At 72.3% G+C, this 25,274-nt stretch carries 23 protein-coding genes; 8 read left to right on the forward strand and 15 right to left on the reverse strand.

Going from position 1 to position 25,274, the window contains the following annotated elements:
* Positions 1 to 96 precede the first annotated feature (96 nt).
* The 3 genes from KHP12_RS23350 to KHP12_RS23360 all read right to left on the reverse strand — a co-directional run bounded on the left by KHP12_RS23350 (position 97) and on the right by KHP12_RS23360 (position 2,665).
* Positions 97 to 1,098 (reverse strand): nucleoside triphosphate pyrophosphohydrolase, encoded by a 1,002-nt coding sequence (locus KHP12_RS23350; RefSeq protein ID WP_086884334.1) that lies wholly within the window; start codon positions 1,096 to 1,098, stop codon positions 97 to 99.
* A gap of 14 nt (positions 1,099 to 1,112) precedes the next feature.
* Positions 1,113 to 1,730, reverse strand: coding sequence for a SurA N-terminal domain-containing protein (locus KHP12_RS23355; RefSeq protein ID WP_086884333.1), 618 nt, complete (start codon positions 1,728 to 1,730; stop codon positions 1,113 to 1,115).
* 239 nt (positions 1,731 to 1,969) lie between these two features.
* Positions 1,970 to 2,665, reverse strand: coding sequence for an HNH endonuclease family protein (locus tag KHP12_RS23360; protein WP_167442671.1), 696 nt, complete (start codon positions 2,663 to 2,665; stop codon positions 1,970 to 1,972).
* A gap of 83 nt (positions 2,666 to 2,748) precedes the next feature.
* Here KHP12_RS23360 and KHP12_RS23365 point away from each other — a divergent pair, with 83 nt between their 5' ends.
* Entirely contained in the window at positions 2,749 to 4,212 is a 1,464-nt protein-coding gene (locus tag KHP12_RS23365; RefSeq protein ID WP_211833655.1) for a DUF2079 domain-containing protein, read from the forward strand.
* Positions 4,213 to 4,258: 46 nt separating this feature from the next.
* On the opposite strand, the gene KHP12_RS23370 is transcribed toward KHP12_RS23365, so the two are convergent.
* The 3 genes from KHP12_RS23370 to KHP12_RS23380 form a co-directional block, all read right to left on the reverse strand.
* On the reverse strand, positions 4,259 to 5,047 hold the full coding sequence (locus KHP12_RS23370; RefSeq protein ID WP_086884331.1) for a VOC family protein: 789 nt from the start codon (positions 5,045 to 5,047) through the stop codon (positions 4,259 to 4,261).
* Between the two features lie 256 nt (positions 5,048 to 5,303).
* Entirely contained in the window at positions 5,304 to 6,581 is a 1,278-nt protein-coding gene (locus KHP12_RS23375; RefSeq protein WP_086884330.1) for a L,D-transpeptidase, read from the reverse strand.
* A 198-nt stretch (positions 6,582 to 6,779) separates the two neighbouring features.
* Positions 6,780 to 7,106, reverse strand: a complete 327-nt coding sequence (locus tag KHP12_RS23380; protein WP_078559287.1) for a hypothetical protein — start codon at positions 7,104 to 7,106, stop codon at positions 6,780 to 6,782.
* Positions 7,107 to 7,205: 99 nt separating this feature from the next.
* Between KHP12_RS23380 and KHP12_RS23385 the strand changes: the two genes are divergently transcribed.
* On the forward strand, positions 7,206 to 7,511 hold the full coding sequence (locus tag KHP12_RS23385) for a hypothetical protein (RefSeq protein WP_037954470.1): 306 nt from the start codon (positions 7,206 to 7,208) through the stop codon (positions 7,509 to 7,511).
* A gap of 140 nt (positions 7,512 to 7,651) precedes the next feature.
* Here the strand turns inward: KHP12_RS23385 and hutH are convergent, their stop codons facing one another.
* The 6 genes from hutH to KHP12_RS23415 form a co-directional block, all read right to left on the reverse strand.
* On the reverse strand, positions 7,652 to 9,196 hold the full coding sequence (gene hutH / locus KHP12_RS23390) for a histidine ammonia-lyase (protein WP_211833657.1): 1,545 nt from the start codon (positions 9,194 to 9,196) through the stop codon (positions 7,652 to 7,654).
* A 535-nt stretch (positions 9,197 to 9,731) separates the two neighbouring features.
* Positions 9,732 to 10,844: a sensor domain-containing diguanylate cyclase gene (locus KHP12_RS23395; protein ID WP_210610432.1), complete on the reverse strand. Its 1,113-nt coding sequence runs from the start codon at positions 10,842 to 10,844 to the stop codon at positions 9,732 to 9,734.
* A gap of 325 nt (positions 10,845 to 11,169) precedes the next feature.
* Complete coding sequence (locus tag KHP12_RS23400; RefSeq protein ID WP_211833658.1) at positions 11,170 to 11,964, reverse strand: enoyl-CoA hydratase/isomerase family protein; 795 nt, start codon at positions 11,962 to 11,964, stop codon at positions 11,170 to 11,172.
* 271 nt (positions 11,965 to 12,235) lie between these two features.
* Complete coding sequence (locus KHP12_RS52460) at positions 12,236 to 13,771, reverse strand: cytochrome P450 family protein (RefSeq protein WP_211833660.1); 1,536 nt, start codon at positions 13,769 to 13,771, stop codon at positions 12,236 to 12,238.
* 181 nt (positions 13,772 to 13,952) lie between these two features.
* Entirely contained in the window at positions 13,953 to 15,131 is a 1,179-nt protein-coding gene (locus KHP12_RS23410; RefSeq protein ID WP_086883213.1) for an adenylate/guanylate cyclase domain-containing protein, read from the reverse strand.
* Between the two features lie 146 nt (positions 15,132 to 15,277).
* Positions 15,278 to 16,165 (reverse strand): biotin--[acetyl-CoA-carboxylase] ligase, encoded by an 888-nt coding sequence (locus KHP12_RS23415; RefSeq protein ID WP_086883214.1) that lies wholly within the window; start codon positions 16,163 to 16,165, stop codon positions 15,278 to 15,280.
* A 238-nt stretch (positions 16,166 to 16,403) separates the two neighbouring features.
* Between KHP12_RS23415 and KHP12_RS23420 the strand changes: the two genes are divergently transcribed.
* From KHP12_RS23420 to KHP12_RS23430, 4 genes are all read left to right on the forward strand, one after another.
* Positions 16,404 to 18,002 carry an acyl-CoA carboxylase subunit beta gene (locus KHP12_RS23420; RefSeq protein WP_086883215.1) on the forward strand — a complete coding sequence of 533 codons (1,599 nt, stop codon included), beginning with the start codon at positions 16,404 to 16,406 and terminating at the stop codon, positions 18,000 to 18,002.
* A 23-nt stretch (positions 18,003 to 18,025) separates the two neighbouring features.
* Positions 18,026 to 18,232, forward strand: a complete 207-nt coding sequence (locus KHP12_RS23425) for an acyl-CoA carboxylase subunit epsilon (RefSeq protein WP_086883216.1) — start codon at positions 18,026 to 18,028, stop codon at positions 18,230 to 18,232.
* Between the two features lie 94 nt (positions 18,233 to 18,326).
* Positions 18,327 to 18,458, forward strand: a complete 132-nt coding sequence (gene mmpB / locus KHP12_RS52465; RefSeq protein WP_020870724.1) for a morphogenic membrane protein MmpB — start codon at positions 18,327 to 18,329, stop codon at positions 18,456 to 18,458.
* A 212-nt stretch (positions 18,459 to 18,670) separates the two neighbouring features.
* The gene (locus KHP12_RS23430; RefSeq protein ID WP_210609389.1) at positions 18,671 to 19,276 is read left to right on the forward strand and encodes a Maf family protein; all 606 of its coding nucleotides are present in this window, start codon (positions 18,671 to 18,673) and stop codon (positions 19,274 to 19,276) included.
* A 62-nt stretch (positions 19,277 to 19,338) separates the two neighbouring features.
* Here KHP12_RS23430 and KHP12_RS23435 read toward each other — a convergent pair whose 3' ends face one another.
* Positions 19,339 to 19,791: a hypothetical protein gene (locus tag KHP12_RS23435; RefSeq protein WP_086886416.1), complete on the reverse strand. Its 453-nt coding sequence runs from the start codon at positions 19,789 to 19,791 to the stop codon at positions 19,339 to 19,341.
* A 345-nt stretch (positions 19,792 to 20,136) separates the two neighbouring features.
* On the opposite strand from KHP12_RS23435, the gene KHP12_RS23440 reads away from it, so the two are divergent.
* Positions 20,137 to 21,885, forward strand: coding sequence for an acetyl/propionyl/methylcrotonyl-CoA carboxylase subunit alpha (locus KHP12_RS23440; RefSeq protein ID WP_210609391.1), 1,749 nt, complete (start codon positions 20,137 to 20,139; stop codon positions 21,883 to 21,885).
* A gap of 138 nt (positions 21,886 to 22,023) precedes the next feature.
* Here KHP12_RS23440 and KHP12_RS23445 read toward each other — a convergent pair whose 3' ends face one another.
* Entirely contained in the window at positions 22,024 to 23,202 is a 1,179-nt protein-coding gene (locus KHP12_RS23445; protein ID WP_086886569.1) for an alpha/beta hydrolase, read from the reverse strand.
* A gap of 147 nt (positions 23,203 to 23,349) precedes the next feature.
* Here KHP12_RS23445 and KHP12_RS23450 point away from each other — a divergent pair, with 147 nt between their 5' ends.
* Complete coding sequence (locus KHP12_RS23450) at positions 23,350 to 23,943, forward strand: TetR/AcrR family transcriptional regulator (RefSeq protein ID WP_086886568.1); 594 nt, start codon at positions 23,350 to 23,352, stop codon at positions 23,941 to 23,943.
* Between the two features lie 314 nt (positions 23,944 to 24,257).
* On the opposite strand, the gene KHP12_RS23455 is transcribed toward KHP12_RS23450, so the two are convergent.
* The gene (locus KHP12_RS23455) at positions 24,258 to 25,238 is read right to left on the reverse strand and encodes a DeoR/GlpR family DNA-binding transcription regulator (RefSeq protein WP_240813061.1); all 981 of its coding nucleotides are present in this window, start codon (positions 25,236 to 25,238) and stop codon (positions 24,258 to 24,260) included.
* Between the last annotated feature and the right edge of the window lie 36 nt (positions 25,239 to 25,274).

The raw sequence follows: 25,274 nt of genomic DNA on the forward strand, positions 1-25,274 counted from the left end.
CGGCCCCACCCGCGTCACACCCGACCCGCGTCATACCCGACCCGCATCACACCCGGCCCGCATCACACCCGGCCCCGCGTCACATCCGGCCCCGCGTCACCGCGCCGCGGAGCCCTCCGCCGCCCGGATCGCGTCACGGTAGGCGCGGGCCGCCGCGCGCAGCGCCGCCTCCGGGTCCACGCCGTCCGCCTCGGCCCGCACCGCGAGCGCCAGCAGCTCATAGCCGATGCCCGCCCCGTCCGGCAGGGCCACGTCCAGCCCGGCCATCCGGGCGCGGGAGGCCAGTTTGGCGGTCAGCGCGAGCGAGGGCTGACCGAGCGGCACCCCTTCGGTGACCGAATCGCGCCGCTTCTCGGCCGCCTTGGTCCGCAGCCAGTGGCGCCGGACGTCCTCCGGGGTCTCGGCGGCCTCGTCGCCGAAGACATGGGGATGGCGGTGAATCAGCTTCTCCACGATGCCGCCCGCCACATCGTCGATCGAGAACGGGTGCTCGGGGTCGTCCTGGGCGATCCGGGCGTGGAAGACGACCTGGAGCAGCACATCGCCGAGCTCCTCGAGCAGCGCCTCTCGGTCGCCCTCCTCGATGGCCTCGACGAGTTCGTACGCCTCCTCGATGCCGTACTTCACCAGCTCCTCGTTGGTCCGGGTGCCGCTCCACGGGCACTCGGCGCGGATCCGGTCCATGACCTGCACCAGATCGAGCAGCCGCGCGCCCGGCAGATCGTAGGAACCGGGCAGCAGCTCCAGGTCCGGCATCGCCTCGCGGCCGGATCCGGCCAGCCGCGCCAGCCCGTCGGTCAGCTCGGACTCGCCCTCGGCGGAGGTGATCAAGACGGCCGTGCGGCCGCCCCCCGCCACGCAGTAGTCGACCAGCTCGCGCGCGCCCGGCGCGCCCGGCTCCACCTCGACGCCCGCGTCCCGCAGATACGGCAGCTGCGGATGGTCCGGGTCGCCGGAGAGCACCCGGTCGGCGCCGCGCAGCGCCTGCCAGGCGGGCCAGGACAGCAGTCCGGGCGCCACCCGGTGGCTGGTGGTGAGAAGGACGATGCGCCCGGTGGGGGCGGTGGCGTCGGCGGCGGGCGAGTCAGGTGCGGTCACCCTTGCAACGTAACTTACGCCTGCTCGGGGGTACCGCCGGAGGTGCGCAGCCAGGCCTCCTTGGCCAGGACGGCGGTGCCCTGGGCGTTGTCCCACTTTCCGTAGCGGGGGTTCACCCGGATGTCGAGCGCCTTGGAGGTCTGCGTGAACACCTCATTGACCTTGGAGGTGCCCAGCTTCCGCAGCAGGGCGTTGCGCGTGAGGTCCATCCGGACCGCCTCGTCGATCCCGCCGGGCGCGATGCCCTGCTGGAGATAGAGGGCGCGCAGGGCGGTGGCCCCGCCGCTCTGCTTCTCGGCGGCGGAGCGGGCGCGCTGGACCTCGCGGCGGGTGGGGTGGATCCCGTTGTCCTTACCGGCCCGCTCAATCACCCGGAACTGGATCATCCGGATCAGTGTGTCCTGGCTCAGCCGGCCGCTGCCCGCGACCGTCTGGGCCGCCCTCGGGTCATTGTTCTGCGCCTGCCGGACGGCCTTGACCTGCGCCTGGAGCTGGGACACGGTGATCCGGCCACCGTCCAGGACCGCCGCGGCACCGGGCCGCGGGGCGTCGCCGCACGCGGTGATCAGCGGCGCGGAGAGCAGCAGCGCGGACGCGGCGGAGACGGTGAGCGCAGTACGGCGGCGGATCATTGAGCCTCCCGGCAGAGATCGTGCGGCGCGACAAACGATCTGGCGTTGATCGATGGTATGGAGTCGGCGCGGCCTAGGCCACTGCTTGGACAACGATTCACCACGGTCTTGGTCAGCCTCCTGGCCGCGCCCTCAAGGGGCGCGGGCTTTGTCGATGTGCGGCTCCGCCGCGTGGGCGCGACCAGCCACGACCGAGCCGCAGACGATCTACAGCAGGTCAGGGCACTTCCGCAGACCGCTTAGCGGCCACCTGAGCGCGCGGGCAGCTTCATGCCGGGGCAGCCGCCCAACACCCGCTCCATCGCGCTCTTCTCGGCCCCGGTCACCCACAACCCGTACGTCTTCTTCACCGCCACCTGGTGCGCCACATAGTCACAGCGGTACGCCTTGTTGGGCGGCAGCCAGGTCGCCGTGTCGCCGTCGCCCTTACGGCGGTTGGCGGAGGCGTCCACGGCGATCAGATTGAGCGGATCGTTGGCGAACTCCAGGCGCTTGTCCCGGTCCCACTTCTGGGCGCCCTTCTGCCAGGCGTCCGACAGCGCGACCACATGGTCGATGTCCACCTTGCTGTGGCCCCGGACGAACCGGACATCGCGGCCGGTGTACGGCTCGTCGGTGAGCGTGCCCGAGACGACCAGGCAGTGGCCGTCGCGGAACTTCACGTCCTTCAGGTCGCGCTTGAGGATGTCATCACGGGTCCCGCAGCCGTTGTCGTCGGTGTCCACCCACGAACTGCCGAACTCGCTGCGCTCGTAACCCGTCTTCGGCGCACGGCCTTTGACTGTGAGCGAGGACACAGCCGCCAGGGCCGAGCCGGACGCCGCGGGCCGGCTTGAGCCGCTCCCGCCCTCGTCAGCGCCCTTGCCGTCCTGGTCACCGGCCTTGCAGCCGCCGACCGCCAGCAGCGCGGCCAGCACCACGACCGAACTTCGCATCGGTATGCGAAACCGTCCCCGCAACCTTCCCGCCCCCTTCGCGTATCTTTTCGCACAGACCGCCCACACGATAAGGACCCTGGATGGACACGGCCGCAACCGCTCCGCCCGGCACCGGCGCCGAGAGGGCGACCGCCACCATCGGGGGGCGTACCCGGCTTCTCGCGAGGGCAGGCGTACTGCGGCGGCCGAAGGCCGATCCGTACTGGCTGGCCCTCGCCCTCTTCGCCGCCTTCACGGCGCTGTCGGTCTGCCGCTACCGCCGCATGGCCACCATGTCCTGGGACCTGGGCATCTTCGAGCAGGCGATACGGGCGTACGCGCACTTCCAGGCCCCCATAGCCGATCTCAAGGGCCCCGGCGCCAATATCCTCGGCGACCACTTCAGCCCCATAACGGCCCTGCTCGGCCCCGTCTACCGGCTGTTCCCCGGCCCGGTCACCCTGCTGGTCGCGCAGGCGGCGCTGTTCGCCGTCTCCGCCGTCCCCGTCACCCGCGTCGCGGCCCGGCTGCTGGGGCGCGGCCGGGGGCTCGCGATCGGCATCGCCTACGGGGTGTCCTGGGGCATCCAGCGCGCCGTGGACTTCGACTTCCACGAGATCTGCTTCGCCGTTCCGCTCATCGCCTTCTCCCTGGAAGCGGTGATCCGCGGGCGCTGGTACCCGGCGCTGCTGTGGGCCGCCCCGCTGGTCTTCGTCAAGGAGGACATGGGCGCCACGGTGGCCGCGATCGGCGCGGTCGTCTGGATCCGCGCCCGGCGCGACCCGGAGCGCGGCCCCCGCGCCGTCCCGCTCGCCGTCGCGCTGATGGGCTTCGGCATCGCCGTCTCGGCGCTCGCGCTCGGCGTCGTCATCCCCGGCTTCAACGGCGCCGGGTCGTACGACTATTGGGACAAAGTCGGCAGCGGCGGTGAGCAGACCGGCACGATCCCGTTCGGCACCGCGCTGCGCACCCTGCTGTGGATCCTGCTGCCGACCACCGGGCTGCTGGCGTTGCGCTCCCCGCTGTTGCTGGCCGCCGTGCCCACCCTCGGCTGGCGCTTCCTCTCCCACGACGACCACTACTGGGGCACGGACTGGCACTACAGCGCGGTGCTGATGCCGGTCGTCGTGCTGGCCCTGGTGGACGCCCTGGACCGGGTCCGCGACACCCACCGGCCCTGGCTCGCCTCGTACGCCCGTCAGCTGCCCTCGGCGGTGTGCGGCGCGGCCCTGGCGCTGTCGTCCTCCATGCCGCTGTACGGCCTCACCCAGGGCGCCACATACGACAAGTCGCCGCAGACGCGGGCGGTGGAGCGGCTGCTGGACCGGATCCCGGACGGGGCGACGGTGGAGGCCAACGTCGGGCCGATAAGCCGGCTCACCAGCCGCTGCCGGGTGCTGTGGGTCGGCGCCACCCAGGACATACGGCCGGACTACATAGCCCTCCAGGAGCCGCCGGAGCGCACCGAGCGGCAGGTGATCGAGTACGCCGGGCAGCTCCACCCGGGCAGCTCGTACACGCCCGTCGGCTCCACCTCCGGCTACTTCGTCCTCAAGCGGGGCTGACGGGGGCTCCGCGCCAAGGCCCGGGGTCCAGGGGCCTCGCGCCGGCTCAACTCATGGGCTTCGGGGCGATCAGGGCGAACGGCGCCCCCTGCGGATCCTTCACCAGCGACATCCGGCCCGCGACCATGTCGTACGGCGGGCGGAGGACCGTGCCGCCCTCGGCGGACACTTTGGCCGAAATGCGGTCGGTGTCCTCCACGGCGAAGTAGACCAGCCACTGCGGAGGCACCTCCGGCGGCATCCCCTCCCGCAGCGGCTGGAGCCCGCCGACCGTGCGGCCGTCGACGGAGAGCGCGAAATAGCCCTCGGCGCCCTCGCCCTCCATGGGGGTCGACTCCACGCCCAGCGCCTCCGCGTAGAAGGCCGAAGCCGCCTCCCGGTCGGTGGTGTTGAGCTCGTTCCAGATCAGCGTGCCCGGCTCGTTGACGAGGCCCGCGCCGGGGAAGCCGAGCGGCTGCCAGACGCCGAAGACGGCGCCCAGCGGGTCGGCCGCCACCAGCATCCGCCCGAGGTCCGTCACATCCATGACCGGCATCAGCACGGTGCCGCCGGCCCGGCTGATGGACTCCGAGGTGGCCTGGGCGTCGGCGGAGCAGAAGTAGGTGGTCCAGACGGTCGGCGGCGGGGCCTCCTCGCCCACCGACTGCGCGGACATCACGCCCGCCACGGGCTTGCCCCTCAGGGACCAGGTCGCATAGCCGCCGGTCTCCGGAGGGCCGACCTCTCCCTCCCAGCCGAACAGCCCGGAGTAGAAGTCCAGGGCGGCCTGTTGGTCGGGGACCATCAGATCGATCCAGCAGGGCGTGCCGGGCTGATAGGACGTGACTTCGGGCATGGGGCCGCCTCCGTATCGCCACTTCCGGCCGTGCGCGGCCGGTACGGGATGCCCCCATGGCCCATTCTCCTCCGGCCCGGGCGTCACGCCACTCGGCGCGGACGGCTACGGCGCGCAACCGTTCCCCGACGGGCCGTGAACGCGGCCACGCGGCTTCCCGGCCGCGGCGAACCGCCGGACCCGGCCGCCGCACAAAGCCGGGCGGCGGCCGGCTCGAAGGCCGACCGCCGCCCGGCGGTGGTGAGTAGAGGGTGGGTCAGGCGCTGCCGACCGCGCTTCCGGCCACCCACTGGCTCCAGTCCATGTTCCATCCGTTGAGGCCGTTGTCCGGCTGGATGGTCTTGTCCTTGGAGTTCTTCACGATGACGATGTCACCGACCTGGGAGTTGTCGTAGAACCAGGCGCCGTCCGTGTTGGGGTCGCCCGCGCCCTTGGTGTCCGACAGACCGACACAGCCGTGGCTGGTGTTGACGTTGCCGAAGATGGACTTGGCGCCCCAGTAGTTGCCGTGGATGAAGGTGCCCGAGGTGGACAGCCGCATCGCGTGGGGCACGTCCTTGATGTCGTACTCGCCCTTGCCGTCGTCGTCCGTGAAGCCGACCGTGGCACCGTTCATCCGGGTCTCCTTGAACTTCTCGGAGATCACCATCTGACCGTTGTAGGTCGTGTTATCGGGGCTGCCGGCGGAGATCTTGATGGTCTTCAGCAGCTTGCCGTCGCGGACGACCTTCATCTCCTTGGTCGCCGCGTCCACCGTGGAGACCTGGGAGCGGCCGATCTTGAAGTTGACCGTCTTCTCCTGGACGCCCTTGACACCGGACGACGCCTCGACGCCGTCCAGGTCCAGCTTCAGGGAGACGGTCGAGCCCGCCTTCCAGTAGTCCTTGGGGCGCAGGTCGAGCCGGTCGCCGCCGAACCAGTGGCCGACCACCTGCTGGCCGCTGCTGGAGGTGACCTTGATGTGGGACTCGACGTCCTTCTTGTTGGTCACCGCCTTGTCGAAGCGGATGGACACCGGCATGCCCACGCCGACCGTGGAACCGTCCTCCGGCGTGAAGTTGGCGATGAAGCTGTTGGAGGGCGAGACGGTGGTGAAGGACGAGTTCTCGGTCGCCTTACGGCCCTTGGAGTCCTCCGCGGACGCCCTGATCTTGTACTGAGTGGCTCGCTCCAGCTGCCCGCTCGGCTTCCAGGACGTCTTGTCGGGCGATATGGTCCCGGCCACGGTGTTGCCGGTCGCCGCGGACGTCATCGTGACGGAGGTGAGCTTGCCCTCGCTCACCGTGACCTTGGTGTCACTGTTGATGCCCGCGTTCGTCGCACCGGCCTTTGGCGTGATCTTGATGTGGGCGTCCGACGCGTCCTTGGCCGCCGCCTCGTCGACCTGCGACTGAGACTTGTGCCCGTCGTTCTTGGCGTCGTCGCCGCCGCCATCCCCGCCGCACGCGGCGAGAGTGAGTACGCCGCCGAGCACGGCGGCCACGGCCACCAGCCCCTTACGGCGCTTGCCGTCCGTCATCACACGCTTCTCCATTTGACCTGGATCTTGATCTGGACCCCAGAAACCCCGGACCTGCCCGATAAGAACGCCTGTACCTTTTGGTCGGTTCCACGCACAGTAAAACTGTGCGCAAGACCACTTGGCAAAGGCGCCAGTCAAGCGTAAGACCCACCGGCACCCGGACCCGCACGGCTCAGCCGTCTTCGTCGCCCGGAATGCGGCTCTCCGGGCTCAATCGTCCTCATCCAGGTCGGGGAAGGCCCCGGACCACTCGACGGCGCGAGGATCGTAGTCGATGTGCTCGCTGCTCCAGGACGCCTGCGCCAGTTCGACCCCCGGCACCTCCTCCACCAGTTCGAACGGCTCGACCAGATAGGCCAGCGCCTCGGCCTCGTCCGACTCCACCATGCGGTGTGCGTGGCCCCGCTCCTCCGCGGCCATGGACTCGTCGCCGTCGATCCGCTCGTACGCCGCGCGCCGCAGCCGGTCCGCGTCGGTGATCTCGACTACAAGCTCCACGCGAAGCCGGACAAACCGTGATGTCTCGGTACTCGTCATGCGACGGAGGTTAGGGGGCCGACCCGTCTCGCTTCCGCACGACCCGCAGTTGTCACTACGATCGGCGCACGGGGTCAATTTGCCGCAGCCTCAAGGAGGATGCCGTTGTCCGCACGCCGACCGCTGCTGACCGCCGCCGCTGCCGGTTCGCTGCTGTGCGCCCTGTGGTTCGTCCCGTCCGCCAACGCCACCGTGGAGGACCCGGGATCGTCATCGGCGTCCTCGCGGACCTCCGAGGGCTCGCCCGGGTCCGGGCCCAGGACCGAGGCCGTGCCCGACGGGGATCTGGCCGATACCGGCAGTGTGGACGTCACCCCGTACCTCTTCGGCGGCACGGCCTTCCTGGGGCTGGGTGTGGCGATGGTGACCGCCTCCGTGCGGCGCACCCGCCCGGAGGCGTACTGAGCGCTCCGCGGGAAGTGGCGCGGGGTGCGGTCGTTCATCCGCGGCCGCGCCGTGGCTGGTCCCACGCGGCGGAGCCGCATATCGACACAGCCGCCGGCGGAGCCGCACATCGACGCAGCCCCCCACCCCCCACGGCTCGCTCAGCTGAGGGGGCCGGTCACCGACTCCACGGCCTCGATCAGCTCTCCGGATCGTACGAACGCGTCCGCGGCCGCCAAGTCGGGCGCCAGATAACGGTCCTCGCCCGGCCCCTCGACGCCCGCCCGGCGCACCGCCGCCAGCACCGCCCGGCTCGCGGGCGCGGGCTCAAGCCCCTGGCGCAGCTCGATGCCCCGGGTGGCGGCGACCAGCTCGACGGCCAGGACGCGGGCCAGGCTGTCCACCGCCGTACGCAGCTTGCGCGCCGCCGACCAGCCCATCGAGACATGGTCCTCCTGCATGGCGGAGGACGGGATGGAGTCGACGGAGGCGGGCACCGCGAGCCGCTTCATCTCGCTCACCAGCGCGGCCTGGGTGTACTGAGCGATCATCAGCCCCGAGTCCACGCCGGGGTCGCCGGCCAGGAAGGGCGGCAGGCCGTGGGAGCGGTTCTTGTCCAGCAGCCGGTCGGTGCGGCGCTCGGCGATCGAGGCGAGATCGGCCGCCGCGACGGCCAGGAAGTCCAGGACGTACGCGACGGGCGCGCCGTGGAAGTTGCCGTTGGACTCCACCCGGCCGTCCGGCAGCACCACGGGGTTGTCCACGGCGGAGGCCAGCTCGCGCTCGGCGACCAGCCGGGCGTGCGCGAGGGTGTCCCGGCCGGCACCCGCGACCTGCGGGGCGCAGCGGATCGAGTACGCGTCCTGGACGCGCGGCGCATCGTCCTGGTGGTGCCCGGTGAGCCCCGAACCCGCCAGCACCCGCAGCATGTTGGCGGCGCTGGCGGCCTGCCCCGGGTGGGGGCGGATGGCGTGCAGCTCGGGTGCGAGGACGCGGTCCGTGCCGAGCAGCGCCTCCAATGAGAGGGCGGCGGTCACATCGGCGACGGTGAAGAGCCGGGCGAGGTCGGCGCAGGCCATGATCAGCATGCCGAGCATGCCGTCCGTGCCGTTGAGCAGCGCGAGCCCCTCCTTCTCGCGGAGCTCGACCGGCTCGATGCCGTGCTCGGCCAGCAGCTCGGCGGCGGGCCGCACGACCTTGTCGGGGCCCTCGGCCTCGCCCTCGCCCATCAGCGCCAGCGCGCAGTGGGACAGTGGCGCCAGGTCGCCGGAGCAGCCCAGCGAGCCGTATTCGTGCACGACGGGGGTGATCCCCGCGTTGAGGAGCGCGGCCATCGTCTGCACCACGACGGGCCGGACGCCGGTGCGGCCGGACGCGAGCGTCTTCAGCCGCAGGAACATCAGCGCCCGCACCACCTCGCGCTCCACCCGCGGGCCCATGCCGGCGGCGTGCGAGCGCACGATGTTGCGCTGGAGCTGGGCGCGCAGCTCGGGGCTGATGTGGCGCACGGCCAGCGCGCCGAAACCGGTGGAGACGCCGTAGACGGGCTCGGGCTTGGCCGCCAGGTCGTCGATCACCTGCCGCGCCGCGGAGACGGCGTCGAGCGCCGCCTCGTCGATCTCGATGCGCGCGGTGCCGCGGGCCACGGCGATGACATCGTCGGCGGTCGTTCCGGACGTCCCCACCACCACAGTGTGCATATCCATATTCAGGCACCCTAGAGAGTGAATCCCCACCTGTCACCCCGCTACCCCTGTCCCTTCCGGGGCTCCGCTCCTCAAACGCCGGAGAGGCTGGGAGGCGGGGCTCCGCCCCGAGCCCCCCAGGCCACCGTCCCGGGCTACGCTCCCGGGCCCCTGCGGGTTGGACCCCGCGCTTCAGCGGTGCTGCGCCCAGGACCCCGGCGGTTTTGCGCCCCGGGCCTCGGCGGTGCTGCACCCCGAGCCTCGGCGGTGCTGCACCCTGGGCCTCGGCGGTGCTGCACCCGGCCCCCAGCGGAGCTGAACCCCTCAGCCCCCGCGGAGCCAGGAGCGGGAGGCCGTTCCAGCCCCTCCGGCGATTGAGGAGCGGGGTCCGGGGCGGAGCCCCGGTGGGGGGCCGGGGGCCTGCCCCCGGATTCGGGAAGGGGCGGGGTGGGGAACGACACGCGCCACGCCCCCCGCCTCGGGGCTCAGGCGCACAGCCACAGCGAGACCCGGGGCGCAGCCCCGTGCGGGCCCGGGGCGGGGCTCGTGGCCGGGGTTAGCGGCGGCCTCGGAAGCGGCGGCGTTCCGGGGGGTGGGCGGGGGACGTGTCGGCGAGGCGGATCACCGCGTCCTCCGCACCGCCATCCCGGCCCGCCACAACCGGCTTCTGCGAGCGCGCCGCCTTCGCCCGGTACTGCGCCGCGTCCGCCAGGCGGAAGAGGCGGCGGGCCGACGGCACGGGGCCGATCGGATCGCCCGTGGAGGCGATCCCGCAGGCCACCCCCTCGCCCAGTTCCAGCTCCGCCGCCCGCCGGCACAGCTCATCGGCCACCCGGACCACCTCGTCCGCCGGGGGCCCGACCCCCAGCAGGCAGAACTCATCGCCGCCCAGCCGGGCCACCAGCGCCCCGGGCAGCATCGCGCCGCATATGGACAGCAATGAGCCGAATCGTTCCAGCAGGCGATCGCCGACCGCGTGGCCGAGGGTGTCGTTCACCCGCTTGAGGCCGTTGAGGTCGCAGACCACCAGGCTCACCACCGTGCCGTCCGCGTGGTACGCCTCCAGCGCCTCGTCCAGCCGTATGTCCACCGCCCGCCGGTTGCCGAGACCCGTCAGCGGATCGGTGAAGGCCAGGCGGCGGGCCTCCTCCAGGCGCTCGGTCTGGGCCAGCCCGGCGGCGGTCACCGAGGCCAGCACGGTCGCGAAGTCGGCGTCGTCGCGGTCGAAGACGGGCCGCCCGGCCGGCCGGGCCACGTACAGCTCGCCCCACGCCCGCCCGTGCAGCACGATCGGGGCCACCACACAGCTGCCCCGGCCACGCCGCCGCAGCGCGGCCACCCTCCCCCAGCTGCCGCTGGGCGGGGCCGAGCCCACGCCGACGCCGGTGCCCACGCCCTCGGCCGTCTCGACCCAGGCGTGCGGCTCCCCGCCCGCGGCCCAGTGCTCATGCACGAATTCGGCGATCTCCGGGAAGTCGTGCACCGGGTACGACTCGTCCTCCGGCAGCCGCTCCTCGCCCGCCATCAGCTCGCCCACGTTCACCAGGACCCGCAGCCGCCCGCGCTCGCGCTCCCACATCGAGATCGCCGCGAAGCTGCCGCCGAGGGCGCGGCAGGCCGCCTCGGCCGCCGCGCCCATCGACTCCTGCGGGGTGTGCGCCGCCGCCATCTCCTGAGCGAGCCGCACGACGGCCCGCAATCGTCCGTCGACCCCGCCGGGCCACCCGCCGATCTCCCCGTTGTCCGTCACGACGGCCTCGCATTCCTCACGGCCATGCATCGTTCGCTCTGCTCTCCAGCGTAAGAACGTCGAGAACAATCCGCTGCGGGCCGTTCACCCCGGGTATCCGAGCGAACGGTCACCCCCGGTGGCCGCTTCGCTCCCCCCGGGCCGGGGCCACTCCCCGGATCCGGTCAACTTCCCCGGTCCGGGGTCGCTACTCCCCCTGCTGCTCCCCCTGCCGAAAAGTCCGCCACCTCCCGGTCCGGGTCCGTCACTCCCCCGGCCAGTCCGCCGGACGCTTCTCGTTGAACGCGGCCACACCCTCCGCGCGGTCCCCCGAGAAGGCCACCGTCCGCCACGCCGCGTCCTCGACCTCGAGACCGGCCCGCAGATCCAGCCCCTGCCCCAGCCGCAGCGCCTTCTTGGCGGCCCGCACCCCGACCGGGGAGTTGGCGGCGATGCCCCGGGCGAGCTCCAGCGCCTCGGCCCGGTCCTCGCCCTCCGCCGTCAGCCGGTCCACCAGGCCCAGCGCATGGGCCTCCGCGGCGGCCACCCGGCGCGCGGAGAAGATCAGCTCGGCGGCGCGCGCGGCGCCCACCCGGCGCGGCAGCAGCTGGGTGCCGCCACCGCCCGGGATCACCCCGACCGACACCTCGGGCAGCCCCACCACGGCGGTGGGGTCGGCCACGATCACGTCGCACGACAGGGCCAGCTCGAAGCCGCCGCCCAGCGCATAGCCGTGCACCGCGGCGATGGCCGGCATCGGCAGCTCCAGCACCCCGGTGTAGGCGGCGCGGGAGACCGGGCGGTGCCGCATCATCTCGGCGTCGGTGAGCGAGTTGCGCTCCTTGAGGTCGGCGCCCACGCAGAAGGCCCGCTCATGGGTCGAGGTCAGCACCACGGCCCGGACGTCGCGGTCCTCGAACAGCGCCGCGCAGGCCGCCGCGATGGAGCGCGCCATCTCCGACGAGACCGCGTTCATGGCCTTGGGCCGGTCCAGCACCAGCTCGGCCACGAAGCCGTCCCTGCGGACCGCGACCCACTCCCCGTACCGCTGCTCACTCATCACACACCCTCCCGGTTAACGACCGTGAACACACTGCCCGCGATCATTCCAGCTCCCCGGGGCGTGCGGAACCTGTGAGCGCCCGGACAGGCCCGCCCTCAGCGCCCTCGCTGAAGTCCGGTGCGGTTCGTTGCGCCCCGAAGGGGCGCGGGGCTGTGTCGATGTGCGGCTCCGCCGGCGGCTGTGTCGATATGCGGCTCCGCCGCGTGGGACCAGCCACGACGCGGCCGCGGATGAACGACCGTACCTTGCGCCACTTCCCGCGGAGCGCTTAGCGGGCCCGCCGCCACCGGTTCAGGAAGCCCAGCAGGATCGACTGCTGCTTCTGCCCGTCCTCCCCCTGCTCCGGATCCGCCCCCGGCTCCGACCCCGTCGGGGGCTCGGCCGCGGACGCCGCGTCGGTGGCGAACGGCAGCGAGATCGGCGGGATGGGCGGCGTCGGAGGCGTCCCCGGCTGCGTCTCCTGCCACTGGCCCTGCGGGCCCGGCCGGCCCTGCGGACCCGGCTCCCCCGGACGGGCGGCGGGCGGTGCGCCGCGCCGACTCCCCGGCCCGGGAACGGGAGCGAACCGCACCGGCAGCGTGATCACCCCCCGTACGAAGATCCCGGAGAGCCACTTCAGCTCCTCGATCTCCCCGGCGAGCGCCAGATCGGGGATCCGGTCCAGCAGCTTCTCCAGCGCGACGGAGGCGATCAGCCGGGCCGAGGACCGGCCGGGGCAGGCATGGGCACCCGCGCCGAACGCCAGATGGGCCCGGTTGCCCTGCTTGTGCGGGGACCGCAGCAGGGCGTCCCGGTTGGTCGCCGCGAAGCTGATCATCACGGCGTCGCCCGCGCGCAGCCGCTTCCCGGCGAGGTTGGTGTCGTGCACCGGGAAGTAGAGCCCCATGTTGGCCAGCGGCGGGTCGGTCCACAGCACCTCGTCCAGGGCGTCCTCGACGAGCATGCTGCCGCCCATCAGCTCGCCCGAGAACCGCTCGTCAGTGAGCAGCACCCGCAGGGCGTTGCCGATCAGACCGGGCACCACCCCGGTCACCATCCCGATCAGCAGCAGCAGCTGCTCGACCAGCTCCTCGTCGGTCAGCCGCGCCGGATGGGCGATCAGCCAGGAGGTGATGTCGGCGCCCGGCTCGCGCCGCTTGAGGTCGATCAGCTCGCGCAGCGCCGCGCCCGAGGTCCGGTCCCCGCCCGAGGGGTCCGAGCCGTCGATGAACGCCGCCACGCCCCGCAGCAGCCGGTCCATGATCTCCTGCGGGCAGCCGAAGAGCTGGCTGGTCACCATGATCGGGACCAGTGCGCAGTACGTCCCGATCAGCTCGGCCTCGCCCGCCTCGCAGAACTGGTCGATCAGCGAGTCGGCGATGCGCTCGACGTAGTTCCGCAGCGCGCTGGAGTCGATCCGGCCGGTGGTGTCCTCGATGGCGCCGCGCAGCCGCCGGTGCTCCTCGCCGTCCACGAAGTCGACCTGCGGCCGGGGCCTGATGACCTGCGGGGCGTAGCTGGACTCCGGCAGCAGGCCCTCGTTCCTGTCCCGCCAGTGGCGGGGGTCCTTGGAGAAGGTCTCGGGGCGCCGCATGACCTCCAGCGCCGTGTCGTACCCCAGGCACAACATGGCCGGTACGCCTCTGTCCAGCTCCACCGGCGCGAGCGGGCCGTGGGCCTCGCGCAGCCGCCGGTAGACCGCGAAGGGGTCCGTACCGAACTCGGGCGCGTGGAGCGGTTCGGCGCCGGTCTCCCCGTGGGCGGGACAGCCCGGCGGGGGTAAGGCGCCCGGACGGTGAGCACTCGAATCGAAAAGCTGGGTCACACGTGCTCCTGGACACCGCCGGGCCCACCCCGCGGGCGGACGCGGACGGTGCTACTTCGACGACAGGACCTGGGATCCACCGAGTGGATCTTGCGGACGTAGGCTAGCCCAACAGGCCCCGCGCCGCGTTCGGTTCAGTCATCCGGTCGGCGCCACCGGAACGATCCGGCCGGAGCCGGGCTCACGCGCGACGGCTCAGCAGCCACGGCTCCACGACCCCGAGGCCACGCACCGGCCGCTGCCACATCGGCTGGAGCGCGAAGCGGTACGAGGGCGGCTCCTCGCCCTCCTTCTCCGCCGCGGCGGCCGCCTCCGCGGCCTCCGCCTCCGACACCGGGGCCTCCCCGGTGCGGCTCAGCTCCTCGGCGAACGCGCCGTCCACCAGGACCGCGTTCTTGGGGGCTATGGACGTCAGCCGGCTGGCCAGGTTCACCGTCGTGCCGAAGACATCGCCCATCCGCGTCGTGACCGTGCCGAACGCGATCCCGACCCGCAGCTCGGGCATCGTCTCGTCATGCGTCAGCGTCTCGATCAGGCGCAGCGCGATCTCGGCGGCGATGCCCGCGTCGTCGGCCGCGTAGAGCACCTCGTCGCCGAGGGTCTTGATCAGCCGCCCGCCGTGCGCCGCCACCAGGTCTGCGGCCGTGGTCTCGAACGCCTCGACCAGCTCGCCGAGCTCCTCCTCCTCCAGCCGCCGGGTCAGCCGGGTGAAGCTCACCAGGTCCGCGAAGCCGACCGCCAGCCGCCGGTCCACCATCTCGACGTCGTCAGCCGCCTGCACCACCCGGCCGGTCGCGGCCGCGAGCTGGCGCCGGTAGACGTAGACCAGGAACTCCTCCAGCTCCGGCAGCAACAGCTCGACCAGCGGATACGCGATCTCGGTCCGGGTCATGCCGGTCTCCTGGGGGTCGGTGAGCCCCTCCAGGAAGGAGTCGATCTGCCAGTCGGCGAGCCGGGCGGTGGTCTGGCCGGTGGACCGCGCCACCTGGATGGCCATCGGCTCGCTCAGCAGCCCGGCCTCGACCAGGCCGGACAGCCGGCGCAGCGCCAGTACGTCGGCCTCGGTCAGCGCCTTGGCCTGGCCGATGTCGGCGAAGCCCATGGCCCGCCAGAAGCGGGTGGCCAGCTCGACCGAGACGCCCGCGCTGCGGGCGGCCTGGAAGGGGGTGTAGCGCCGCTCGGCGCCGAGGATCAGCTGCTCCAGCCGGAGCGCGATGGGGTCCGGCTGGCCCTCGTCGCCGGGGGCCTCCGCGGCGGCGCTCTCCCGCGCCCCGGTGTCCCGTACGGCCCCGTCGGGCGCGGCGGCGTCCAGCACCTCGCGCTCCTCGGCCGTGCCGGAACCCGCGTCGTCGGCGGTCACCGCCCGCCCCCTGTCCGATCCCTGCGCACTGCCCTTCCGTTCCCTCTTCCCGGCCCGGTCCCGAGCTCGCTCACAGCCGCCCCGAGCTGGACCGACCGCGACCACGATACGTCAGGTGTGCCGTAGCTCACTCTTGCGCGGGAGGGTCATTCCTCCCTCGGTACGGAGCGTAGATGCACGATGTCCCCGGCGGAGACCGGCTCCTGAACCCCGCCTTCTGTGGCCAGAACCAGACGCCCGTCGCCGTCGATCGCGACCGCCTCGCCGATACGCTCCCGGCCGCCCGGAAGCTCGGCGCGCACCTGGCGCCCGAGGGTCGCACAGCCCGCCGCGTACGTCTCCTGGAGGCCGCTCGCCCCGGGGTCGCCCTCGAACCGGCGCCACTCCCCGTACCACTCCGCGATCGAGCGCAGCACGGCCCGCAGCAGCGGATCGCGGTCGGTGGAGATCGCGTTCGCCAGGGCCAGCGACCCGGCGGTGGGAACGGGAAGTTCACCGGCGCGCAGCGAGACGTTCAGCCCCATGCCGATCACCACCGCGTCCCCGGCCCGCTCGGCGAGGATCCCGCCGAACTTCCGCTCCTCGCCCTCGACCGTCACCAGCAGGTCGTTCGGCCACTTCAGCGCGGTGTCCACACCCGCCGTACGGCTGAGCGCCCCGGCGGCCGCGACCCCGGCGAGCAGCGGCAGCCAGCCCCAGCGCTCGGTGGGCACGCCGGCGCCGCCGGGCCGTAGCAGGATGGAGAAGAAGAGACCGGACCTGGCCGGAGCCGTCCAGGCGCGGTCGAGCCGGCCGCGCCCCGCGGTCTGCTCCTCGGCGATGAGCACCGTGCCCTCGGGGGCTCCGGCCCGGGCCCGGGTGACCAGATCCGTATTGGTCGAGCCGGTCGCCCGCACCACCTCGAGCTCGGTCCACAGCCCGCCGGGGCGCACCAGCCCGCGGCGCAGCGCGGCGGCGTTCAGCGGCGGCCGCTCCAGGTCGGACCAGCGTCCGCGCGCGTCACCTGGGCTCCCTGAGGTGTCAGAAGGCGTCATGGGGGCCAGCCTAGGGTCAGGAGGTGTGGCCAACGACGCAGTGCCACCAAGCGGTGCCGCCGATACGCTACGTGCCGGTAGCCCAGCCAGCGCAAAGCCGCCGAACTGTCCGGAACCCCCGAAACCCGACAGGCCCCGTCTGATCACGATCACGACCCGTACGACCCCGTTCCCCGCCTTCCCCCGATCCTGAAGACCCGCCGTATCCACCCCCAGGACGAGCAGGAGCCGCATCCCGATGTCCACCGAGCCGGAGACCGCCCCCGAGATTCCAGACCGCCACACCACCGCGGGGAAGCTCGCGGACCTGAAGCGCCGCATCGAAGAAGCGACCCACGCCGGGTCCGCACGCGCGGTGGAGAAGCAGCACGCCAAGGGCAAGCTCACCGCGCGCGAACGCATCGACCTCCTCCTGGACGAGGGGTCCTTCACCGAGCTCGACGAGTTCGCCCGGCACCGCTCGACCAACTTCGGCATCGACCAGAACCGGCCCTACGGGGACGGGGTCGTGACCGGTTACGGCACGGTCGACGGCCGCCCGGTGGCCGTGTTCTCCCAGGACTTCACGGTCTTCGGCGGGGCGCTCGGGGAGGTGTTCGGCGAGAAGATCGTCAAGGTGATGGACTTCGCGCTGAAGACCGGCTGTCCGGTCGTCGGCATCAACGACTCCGGTGGCGCCCGCATCCAGGAGGGTGTGGTCTCCCTCGGCATGTACGGCGAGATCTTCCGCCGCAACACCCACGCCTCCGGGGTGATCCCGCAGATCAGCCTGGTGGTGGGACCGTGCGCGGGCGGAGCGGTCTACTCCCCGGCGATCACCGACTTCACGGTGATGGTCGACCAGACCTCGCACATGTTCATCACCGGGCCGGATGTGATCAAGACCGTCACCGGTGAGGACGTCGGCTTCGAGGCGCTGGGCGGCGCCCGGACCCACAACACCACCTCCGGTGTCGCGCACTACATGGCCGGGGACGAGAAGGACGGCATCGAGTACGTCAAGGCGCTGCTGTCCTACCTCCCCTCCAACAACCTCTCCGAGCCCCCGGCCTTCCCCGACGAGGCCGATCTGGAGGTCTCGGACGAGGACCGGGAGATGGACACCCTCATCCCGGACTCGGCGAACCAGCCGTACGACGTGCACAAGGCCATCGAGCACGTGCTGGACGACAACGAGTTCATGGAGACGCAGGCGCTCTTCGCGCCCAACATCATCACCGGCTTCGGCCGGGTCGAGGGCCACCCGGTGGGCATCGTGGCCAACCAGCCGATGCAGTTCGCCGGCTGTCTGGACATCGACGCCTCCGAGAAGGCCGCGCGCTTCGTGCGCACCTGCGACGCGTTCAACGTGCCCGTGCTGACCTTCGTGGACGTGCCCGGCTTCCTGCCCGGCACCGACCAGGAGTACAACGGCATCATCCGGCGCGGCGCCAAGCTGATCTTCGCCTACGCGGAGGCCACCGTCCCGCTGATCACGGTCATCACCCGCAAGGCGTTCGGCGGCGCGTACGACGTGATGGGCTCCAAGCACCTGGGCGCGGACCTCAACCTGGCCTGGCCGACGGCGCAGATCGCGGTCATGGGCGCCCAGGGCGCGGTCAACATCCTCCACCGGCGCACCATCGCCTCCTCCGACGATCCGGAGGCCACCCGCACCGAGCTGATCGCGGACTACGAGGACACCCTCCTCAATCCGTATATCGCGGCCGAGCGGGGGTATGTGGATGCTGTGATCATGCCCTCCGAGACCCGTCGCCACATCGTCCGCGGTCTGCGGACGTTGCGGAACAAGCGCGAAGCGCTGCCCCCGAAGAAGCACGGCAACATCCCCCTCTAGCCCCCTAGCGAAGGGCTGTTTCCATGATCCGTATTGTCCGGGGCAACCCGACCCCCGAGGAGTTGGCCGCCACTCTGGCGGTGGTGCAAGCACGCGCGGCGGCCGCCATGGCCGCCGCGCAGACCGAGGACGATCCGGAGGAGTGGTCCGACCCTGCCCGCACCGTCCCCAGCCACCGGGTGCCGCACCCGGGTCCCAAGGCGTGGCGCACCACCTACTGGCCGGCCTGAGCGGCCCGCGGCGGGCCGCATGGCAGCTTCGCACCGGGGCGCCTGAGTACGCGTACTCAGGCGCCCCGGCGTCTCCGGCCTCAGGATCGGATTCATGCTGTGGTCCGAGCCGCCCGATGAGCCGCCCGAGGAACTGCGGCGCGCCGAGGCCATGCTCCGCCGCGCCCGCACCGTTCTGACCGTCTCCGTGCTGCTGGCGATGTGCATCCTGGGGATGTGGCCCTAGCGGACGTCCTGTCCGGCGGTACGCGTACGCCTGCGGCGGGCCACGCGGCGGAGCCGCATATCGATGCTGCCCCCTCCCCGCCCCTTCCCGCAACTGGGGCTCCGCCCCAGCCCCCGGGGTCCAGGGGCGAAGCCCCTGCCGCGGGGCGGACACCCCGTAGCAGGTGCCCCTGGCCCCCGGTGCCTCGCCGGGAGCGGCTTACCCTGGTGCGCATGACTGCGCAGCGCACTCTCGTCCTCGCGTCCGCCTCGCCCGCCCGGCTCGGGCTGCTGCGACAGGCCGGACTGGCGCCCAAGGTGATCGTCAGCGGGGTGGACGAGGACGCGATCAGCGCCGAGACCCCCGCCGAGCTGGCCCGGGTGCTGGCCGAGGCGAAGGCCACCGCCGTGGCCGGGCTTCCGGAGGCGGCCGGCTCCCTCGTCGTCGGCTGCGACTCGGTGCTGGAACTCGACGGTCAGGCGCTCGGCAAACCGGCCGACGCCGAGGAGGCCACCGCCCGCTGGAAGTCGATGCGCGGCCGGGCCGGGGTGCTGCGCACCGGGCACTGCGTGATCGACACGGCGAGCGGCCGCCGCACCTCGGCCACCGCGTCCACCACCGTCCACTTCGGCGAGCCGACGGACGAGGAGATCGCGGCGTACGTCGCCAGCGGCGAACCGCTGCACGTGGCGGGCGCGTTCACGCTCGACGGCCGTTCGGCGCCGTTCATCGACGGGATCGAGGGCGACTCCGGAAACGTGATCGGGCTGTCCCTGCCGCTGTTCCGCCGGCTGCTCGCCGAACTGGACGTGCGGATCACGGACCTCTGGAGCGACTAGAGAATTCCGGCTAGGCGTTTCCCTGGACTTCCCTTAGGTCTTTCCCTGGAACTCTCCCGGGCTCAGGCCGGGCTGGGGGCGTCATGACCCCCGCCCGCGGCCTCGGCGGAGGGCTTGGCGGGCGGCTCCGCCTCGTACCCCAGCAGGCTCAGCACGATCAGCCCCAGCACCACCATCATGAACGCGAACGCCGCCCAGCCCACCAGGCCGACCGAGAACGCGCCCACCAGCCCGTGCACCACCGCACAGGTGATGAGCAGGATGCGGGCCAGGCGGCCGGGGGCGCGGTCCCGCACGGCGGTGCGCAGCAGCACCACCCCGCACACCAGCAGATAGAGGCCGAAGAGGCCGCCCGCGGCCCAGGTCCCGATCGACATCGCGTCGGTGTCCATGCCGCCCAAGGACATCTGCTGACGGTCCACGACCAGGCCGAGGATCCAGTTCAGCAGCGCTATGCCGACCGCCTCGACCATCAGCGTCACTGCCGCCACCGCGGCCACTGGTCTGCGCGCCACCGCGATCCCCTCCACTCTGTTCAGTGCCGAAGCACGCTACTAATGGGTAAGCGCCGCCACAAGAGGTGCGGACGAGCTGAACGCCGTGGCAAAGTTTCCGCCCGGCATTCGTAGGGTCTCCACAAAGAAACGTGAAGCGCCGCAGCACGGCGCGCCAGAGACCTTGCCCACATCGCGGACCGCGCCACGGCCCGGAAAACCGGGCGTACCGTGGAGCGACGGGGGAGCCGGACGTTCGTCCAGCGCGAGGTTCACGCTCCGTGTGGTCAAGCTCACGCCCGGGGTCTGCTCGGCGCGAGGTGTTGCCTGTACCTAAACTCGGCTTGTTTCAAGGAGGGAGCCATCGTGCGCAAGGTGCTCATCGCCAACCGTGGCGAGATCGCTGTCCGTGTTGCCCGTGCCTGCCGGGATGCCGGGATCGCGAGCGTAGCCGTCTACGCCGATCCGGACCGGGACGCTGTGCATGTGCGCGCGGCCGATGAAGCCTATGCGCTGGGTGGTGACACCCCGGCGGCCAGCTATCTCGACCAGGCCAAGGTCCTGGCCGCGGCCGCCGAATCCGGCGCCGACGCCGTCCACCCCGGCTACGGATTCCTCTCCGAGAACGCCGAGTTCGCCCAGGCCGTCCTGGACGCGGGCCTGACCTGGATCGGCCCCCCGCCGCACGCCATCCGCGACCTCGGTGACAAGGTCGCCGCCCGGCACATCGCCCAGCGCGCGGGTGCTCCGCTGGTGGCCGGGACCCCCGACCCCGTCTCCGGGGCGGAGGAGGTCGTGGCCTTCGCCGAACAGCACGGTCTCCCGATCGCCATCAAGGCCGCCTTCGGCGGCGGCGGCCGCGGTCTGAAGGTCGCCCGCACGATGGACGAGGTCCCCGAGCTCTACGACTCCGCCGTCCGCGAGGCCGTGGCCGCCTTCGGCCGCGGCGAGTGCTTCGTCGAGCGCTACCTGGACAAGCCCCGGCATGTGGAGACCCAGTGCCTGGCCGACACCCACGGCAACGTCGTCGTCGTCTCCACCCGCGACTGCTCCCTCCAGCGCCGCCACCAGAAACTCGTCGAAGAGGCCCCCGCCCCCTTCCTGACGGAAGAGCAGAACGCGGAGCTGTACCGGGCGTCGAAGGCCATCCTGAAGGAGGCCGGGTACGTCGGCGCGGGCACCGTCGAGTTCCTCGTCGGCAACGACGGCACCATCTCCTTCCTCGAGGTCAACACCCGGCTCCAGGTGGAACACCCGGTCACCGAAGAGGTCACCGGCATCGACCTGGTCCGCGAGATGTTCCGTATCGCGGATGGTGAGGCCATCGGGTACGACGACCCGCCGATGCGGGGGCACTCGTTCGAGTTCCGGATCAACGGTGAGGACCCGGGCCGCAACTTCCTGCCCGCCCCGGGCACGGTGACCTCCTTCGTGCCGCCCGCCGGGCCCGGTGTCCGGCTGGACGCGGGCGTGGAGTCCGGCAGCGTCATCGGCCCCGCGTGGGACTCGCTGCTGGCCAAGCTGATCGTCACCGGCGCCACGCGGAAGCAGGCCCTGGAGCGGGCGGCCCGTGCCCTGGCCGAGTTCCAGGTCGAGGGCATGGCCACCGCGATCCCGTTCCACCAGGCCGTGGTGAAGGACCCCGCGTTCACCAGCGAGCCCTTCACCATCCACACCCGCTGGATCGAGACCGAGTTCAACAACACCATCGCCCCGTTCACCCCGACCGGCGCGGACGAGGCCGAGGAGCCCACCGGCCGCGAGACGGTCGTGGTCGAGGTCGGCGGCAAGCGGCTCGAGGTCTCGCTGCCCGCCTCCCTGGGCGTGGCCCCCGCCCCCGCGGGCGGCACGAAGAAGCCGAAGCGCAAGGCGGTCAAGAAGTCCGGCTCCGCCGCCTCCGGCGACGCGCTGGCCTCCCCGATGCAGGGCACCATCGTCAAGGTGGCCGTGGGTGAGGGCGACACGGTGGCCGAGGGCGACCTCGTCGTGGTCCTGGAGGCCATGAAGATGGAGCAGCCCATCAACGCCCACCGCGCGGGCACCGTCAAGGGCCTTGCCGCCGAGGTCGGCGCGTCCCTCACCTCGGGCGCGGTCATCTGTGAGATCAAGGACTGACGGGGAGATCAAGGACTGACGGGGAGATCGAGGACTGACCGGGAGGTCGAGGGCTGACCTCCCCACCACAAGCCCCATGACGGCGGGCCCCGGCCGGAATCATCCGGCCGGGGCCCGCCGTCGTCGCGTACGGCCCGCTCAGCGGCTGCGCACCACGTCCTGCGGGAAGGTCAGCTGACCGTTCATCCACCGCAGGGCGGTGGGCAGCTCGCGGCGCCAGGTGCGGAAGTTGTGGCTGCCCCGGTCCAGGATGATCGACTGCGCGCTCATCGGCGGCCGGACCGCGGCCAGGAAGTCGCGGGTGGCGCCGTAGTCGGGCTCGCCCCGGCGGCTGGAGGCCACCAGCACCGACACCTGCGGCTGGGGCAGATGGCGCAGCCGCCACAGCACATCGTGCTCCCGCTTCCTGCGATCGCCCGCCGGGCCCCGGCCGAAGAGGTCACCGGTGGTGGGGTCGTTGACCACGCGGTAGTCGGGCGACAGGGCCGCGGCCGCGCTGTAGACGCGGGGATGACGCAAGGTCAGCTGAAGGGCGCAGGTGCCTCCAGACGAATAGCCCAGCACACCCCAGGCGCTGGGGTCATGGCCGATCCGATAGTGCGCCCGCAGCGCCTCCGGCAGGTCCCGGGCGAAGTAGGTCTCGGCCTGGGGACCACCGGGGACGTCCACGCACTCGGTGTCGCGGGGCGGGGCGATGGTGGGCCGCACCATCACGATGACCGCCGGCTGGAGCGCCCCGGTGCGGATCAGCCCGCCCGCGGTCTGGGGCAGCCGCAGATGCTGGGCCAGCAGGAAGGATCCGCCGGGGTAGCCGCTGATCGCCACGATCACGGGGAAGCGCTGCCGGGCGTACTGGCGCTGGAAGTACTGCGGCGGCAGATAGACATACGCGGGGTTGGCCACCAGGCTGCGGCGGCCCAGGATCCGCACCGACTCGACCTTGCCCGCCTCGGCGGGCGGCCCGCTCGGCAGTCCGTGCACCGTGTTCAGCCCCTGCGGCGGGGCGGGCCGCACCAGACCGCCCGACTCCCCGACCGGCCCCGCGGCGCCGCCCTGCACATGGGACAGGGCCGCCGGTGCCGCATCGTCCTCGCCCAGCAGTTCGTCCCAGGACCCGTAGAACTGGAAGGTGCTGTTCACCGCGAGGGCCAGGGCGGCCACGATCGCGCACTGGGTCACGGCGAGGGCGGCCAGCCGCCCCGCCCAGGCCCGTACGCCCCGGCCCGCGAAGCGCGGCCACAGCCAGAGCGTCAGCCCCGCGCACGCCACGGCGAGGGCGATCATCACATACTCGAGTGATCGACTGGTCAGTCCCATTGTTCTTCCACTCCGGCGCACCGCAACGCACGGTGCCGTCGCCCTGTTTGATGCCGCCTCCGGCACCCGCGTTGCCTGGCCAGGGCGTGCCTCCGGTCACGAAATGGCATGCTTGACTCACGGACAGGCACGGCAGGGAGGACCGCGATGGCGATCGAGACAGCCACGGCGCAGACGCCACCGCGCCCCATGCGCGCCGACGCGCGCCGCAACTACGAGCGGCTGCTGGCCGAGGCGCGCACGGCCTTCACCCAGCACGGTACCGATGCTTCGCTGGAGGACATCGCACGCCGCGCGGGCGTCGGCATCGGCACGCTCTATCGCCACTTCCCCAACCGCACCGCGCTGATGGGCGCGGTCTTCCAGGGCGAGATATGCGCCCTGCTGGAGCGGTCGCGGGAGCTGGCCCAGGCGCCGCGGTCGTGTCAGGCGCTGATCGACTGGCTGCGCGCGATCGTGGACCACGCGAGCACGTACCGCGGGCTGTCCCAGGCCCTGATGGCGTGCTCGGGCGACGAGACCTCGGAGCTGTCCCGCGGCTGCGGTCTGCCGCTGCGCGAGGCGGGCAGCGAACTGCTCGCCCGCGCCCAGCAGAGCGGTGCCGTACGGTCCGATGTGGTCATCGCCGATCTGATGCAGCTCACGAACGCGATCGCACTGGCCGTGGAGCAGTCGCCGGACGACCCGGAGTTGGCCGACCGGCTGCTGGCGCTGGCCTTCACGGGCCTCAAGGCCCGCTGACACCCATCGGCGACGACTCGCTACCGGGGCTGCCGGGTGCCCGGCGGACCACGCGCCGGAGCCGCATATCGACGCCTTCCCCTCCCCGCCCCTCCCCGCGACACGGCTATGCGCCTCCGCCGCGCGGCAGGGGCCTGGGGCGGAGCCCCGCCTTCCAGCCCCTCCAGGGGGCACCTCCCAGCGGTAGCTGGGGGAGATTGAGGAGCGGGGTCTGGGGCGGAGCCCCAGTTTCGGGAAGGTGCGGGGAGGGGGAGCATCGATATGCGGCTCCGCCGCGTGGCCCGCCGCAGGCGTCACGATCCGGCGGCCAGTCGCTAGCGGCGGCGCGGCGCCAGGTCCGCCACCCGCCCCGGCTGCTCCGCCAGCGGCACCGCGGTGCGCAGCTGGGCGGAACCGGGCCCGCCCGGGGGGTGGGGGTGGTTCCGGCGTGGCCCCGGCAGCGGCAGGCCCTCCTCGCCGCCGCCACGGCCCTGGGACGGGCCAAGCCGCCCCGACTGTCGCCCCGCCGAACCGCCGCCCTCACCGCCCCCGGCCGGGCCGGACCCCGCGCCCGGCCCGGCCACGGCGATCTGAACCCCCTGGTCCGCGAGGGCCTGGAGCTCGGTCAGGGCACGGTCGTCATGGGCGGGCGGCTCATCGGTCACCAGCCGCGTGATCACATCGGTGGGCACCGTCTGGAACATGGTGTCGGAGCCCAGCTTCGTATGGTCGGCGAGCACGACCACCTCCGCCGCCGCCTGGACCAGCGCCCGGTCGACGCTGGCCGAGAGCATGTTGGAGGTGGACAGGCCGCGCTCGGCGGTCAGCCCGCTGCCGGACAGGAAGGCGCGCGAGACCCGCAGCCCCTGGAGGGACTGCTCGGCGCCGCTGCCGACCAGGGCGTAGTTGGAGCCGCGCAGGGTGCCGCCGGTCATCACGACCTCGACCCGGTTGGCATGCGCCAACGCCTGCGCGACCAGCAGGGAATTGGTGACCACGGTCAGCCCCGGGACCCGCGCGAGCCGGCGGGCCAGCTCCTGGGTGGTGGTTCCGGCGCCGACGACGACGGCCTCGCCCTCCTCGACGAAACCGGCCGCGAGATCGGCGATGGCCGTCTTCTCCGCGGTCGCTAGATGGGATTTCTGCGGGAAGCCGGACTCCCTGGTGAATCCGCCCGGCAGCACCGCACCGCCGTGCCGGCGGTCGAGCAGTCCTTCTGCCTCGAGTGCCCGCACATCACGCCGGACGGTCACTTCGGAGGTCTGGACGACGCGGGCGAGCTCCCGGAGCGACACCGCTCCGTTCGCACGCACCATTTCAAGGATCAATTGGCGACGTTCTGCAGCGAACAC

This window comes from Streptomyces asiaticus, assembly GCF_018138715.1.
In the GTDB taxonomy this organism is placed as follows: Bacteria; Actinomycetota; Actinomycetes; order Streptomycetales; family Streptomycetaceae; genus Streptomyces; species Streptomyces asiaticus.

Coding starts and splice junctions, on each gene's coding strand:
- KHP12_RS23430 (WP_210609389.1), top strand. CDS start 18,671: ATGACTGCGCAGCGCACTCTCGTCCTCGCGTCCGCCTCGCCCGCCCGG.
- KHP12_RS23445 (WP_086886569.1), bottom strand. CDS start 23,202: ATGGGACTGACCAGTCGATCACTCGAGTATGTGATGATCGCCCTCGCC.
- KHP12_RS23385 (WP_037954470.1), top strand. CDS start 7,206: ATGCCGTTGTCCGCACGCCGACCGCTGCTGACCGCCGCCGCTGCCGGT.
- KHP12_RS23360 (WP_167442671.1), bottom strand. CDS start 2,665: ATGCGAAGTTCGGTCGTGGTGCTGGCCGCGCTGCTGGCGGTCGGCGGC.
- KHP12_RS23420 (WP_086883215.1), top strand. CDS start 16,404: ATGTCCACCGAGCCGGAGACCGCCCCCGAGATTCCAGACCGCCACACC.
- KHP12_RS23400 (WP_211833658.1), bottom strand. CDS start 11,964: ATGAGTGAGCAGCGGTACGGGGAGTGGGTCGCGGTCCGCAGGGACGGC.
- KHP12_RS23455 (WP_240813061.1), bottom strand. CDS start 25,238: ATGGTGCGTGCGAACGGAGCGGTGTCGCTCCGGGAGCTCGCCCGCGTC.
- KHP12_RS23395 (WP_210610432.1), bottom strand. CDS start 10,844: ATGGCGGCGGCGCACACCCCGCAGGAGTCGATGGGCGCGGCGGCCGAG.
- mmpB (WP_020870724.1), top strand. CDS start 18,327: ATGCTGTGGTCCGAGCCGCCCGATGAGCCGCCCGAGGAACTGCGGCGC.
- KHP12_RS23415 (WP_086883214.1), bottom strand. CDS start 16,165: ATGACGCCTTCTGACACCTCAGGGAGCCCAGGTGACGCGCGCGGACGC.
- KHP12_RS23375 (WP_086884330.1), bottom strand. CDS start 6,581: ATGGAGAAGCGTGTGATGACGGACGGCAAGCGCCGTAAGGGGCTGGTG.
- KHP12_RS23425 (WP_086883216.1), top strand. CDS start 18,026: ATGATCCGTATTGTCCGGGGCAACCCGACCCCCGAGGAGTTGGCCGCC.
- KHP12_RS23355 (WP_086884333.1), bottom strand. CDS start 1,730: ATGATCCGCCGCCGTACTGCGCTCACCGTCTCCGCCGCGTCCGCGCTG.
- hutH (WP_211833657.1), bottom strand. CDS start 9,196: ATGGATATGCACACTGTGGTGGTGGGGACGTCCGGAACGACCGCCGAC.
- KHP12_RS23370 (WP_086884331.1), bottom strand. CDS start 5,047: ATGCCCGAAGTCACGTCCTATCAGCCCGGCACGCCCTGCTGGATCGAT.
- KHP12_RS23450 (WP_086886568.1), top strand. CDS start 23,350: ATGGCGATCGAGACAGCCACGGCGCAGACGCCACCGCGCCCCATGCGC.
- KHP12_RS23380 (WP_078559287.1), bottom strand. CDS start 7,106: ATGACGAGTACCGAGACATCACGGTTTGTCCGGCTTCGCGTGGAGCTT.
- KHP12_RS23365 (WP_211833655.1), top strand. CDS start 2,749: ATGGACACGGCCGCAACCGCTCCGCCCGGCACCGGCGCCGAGAGGGCG.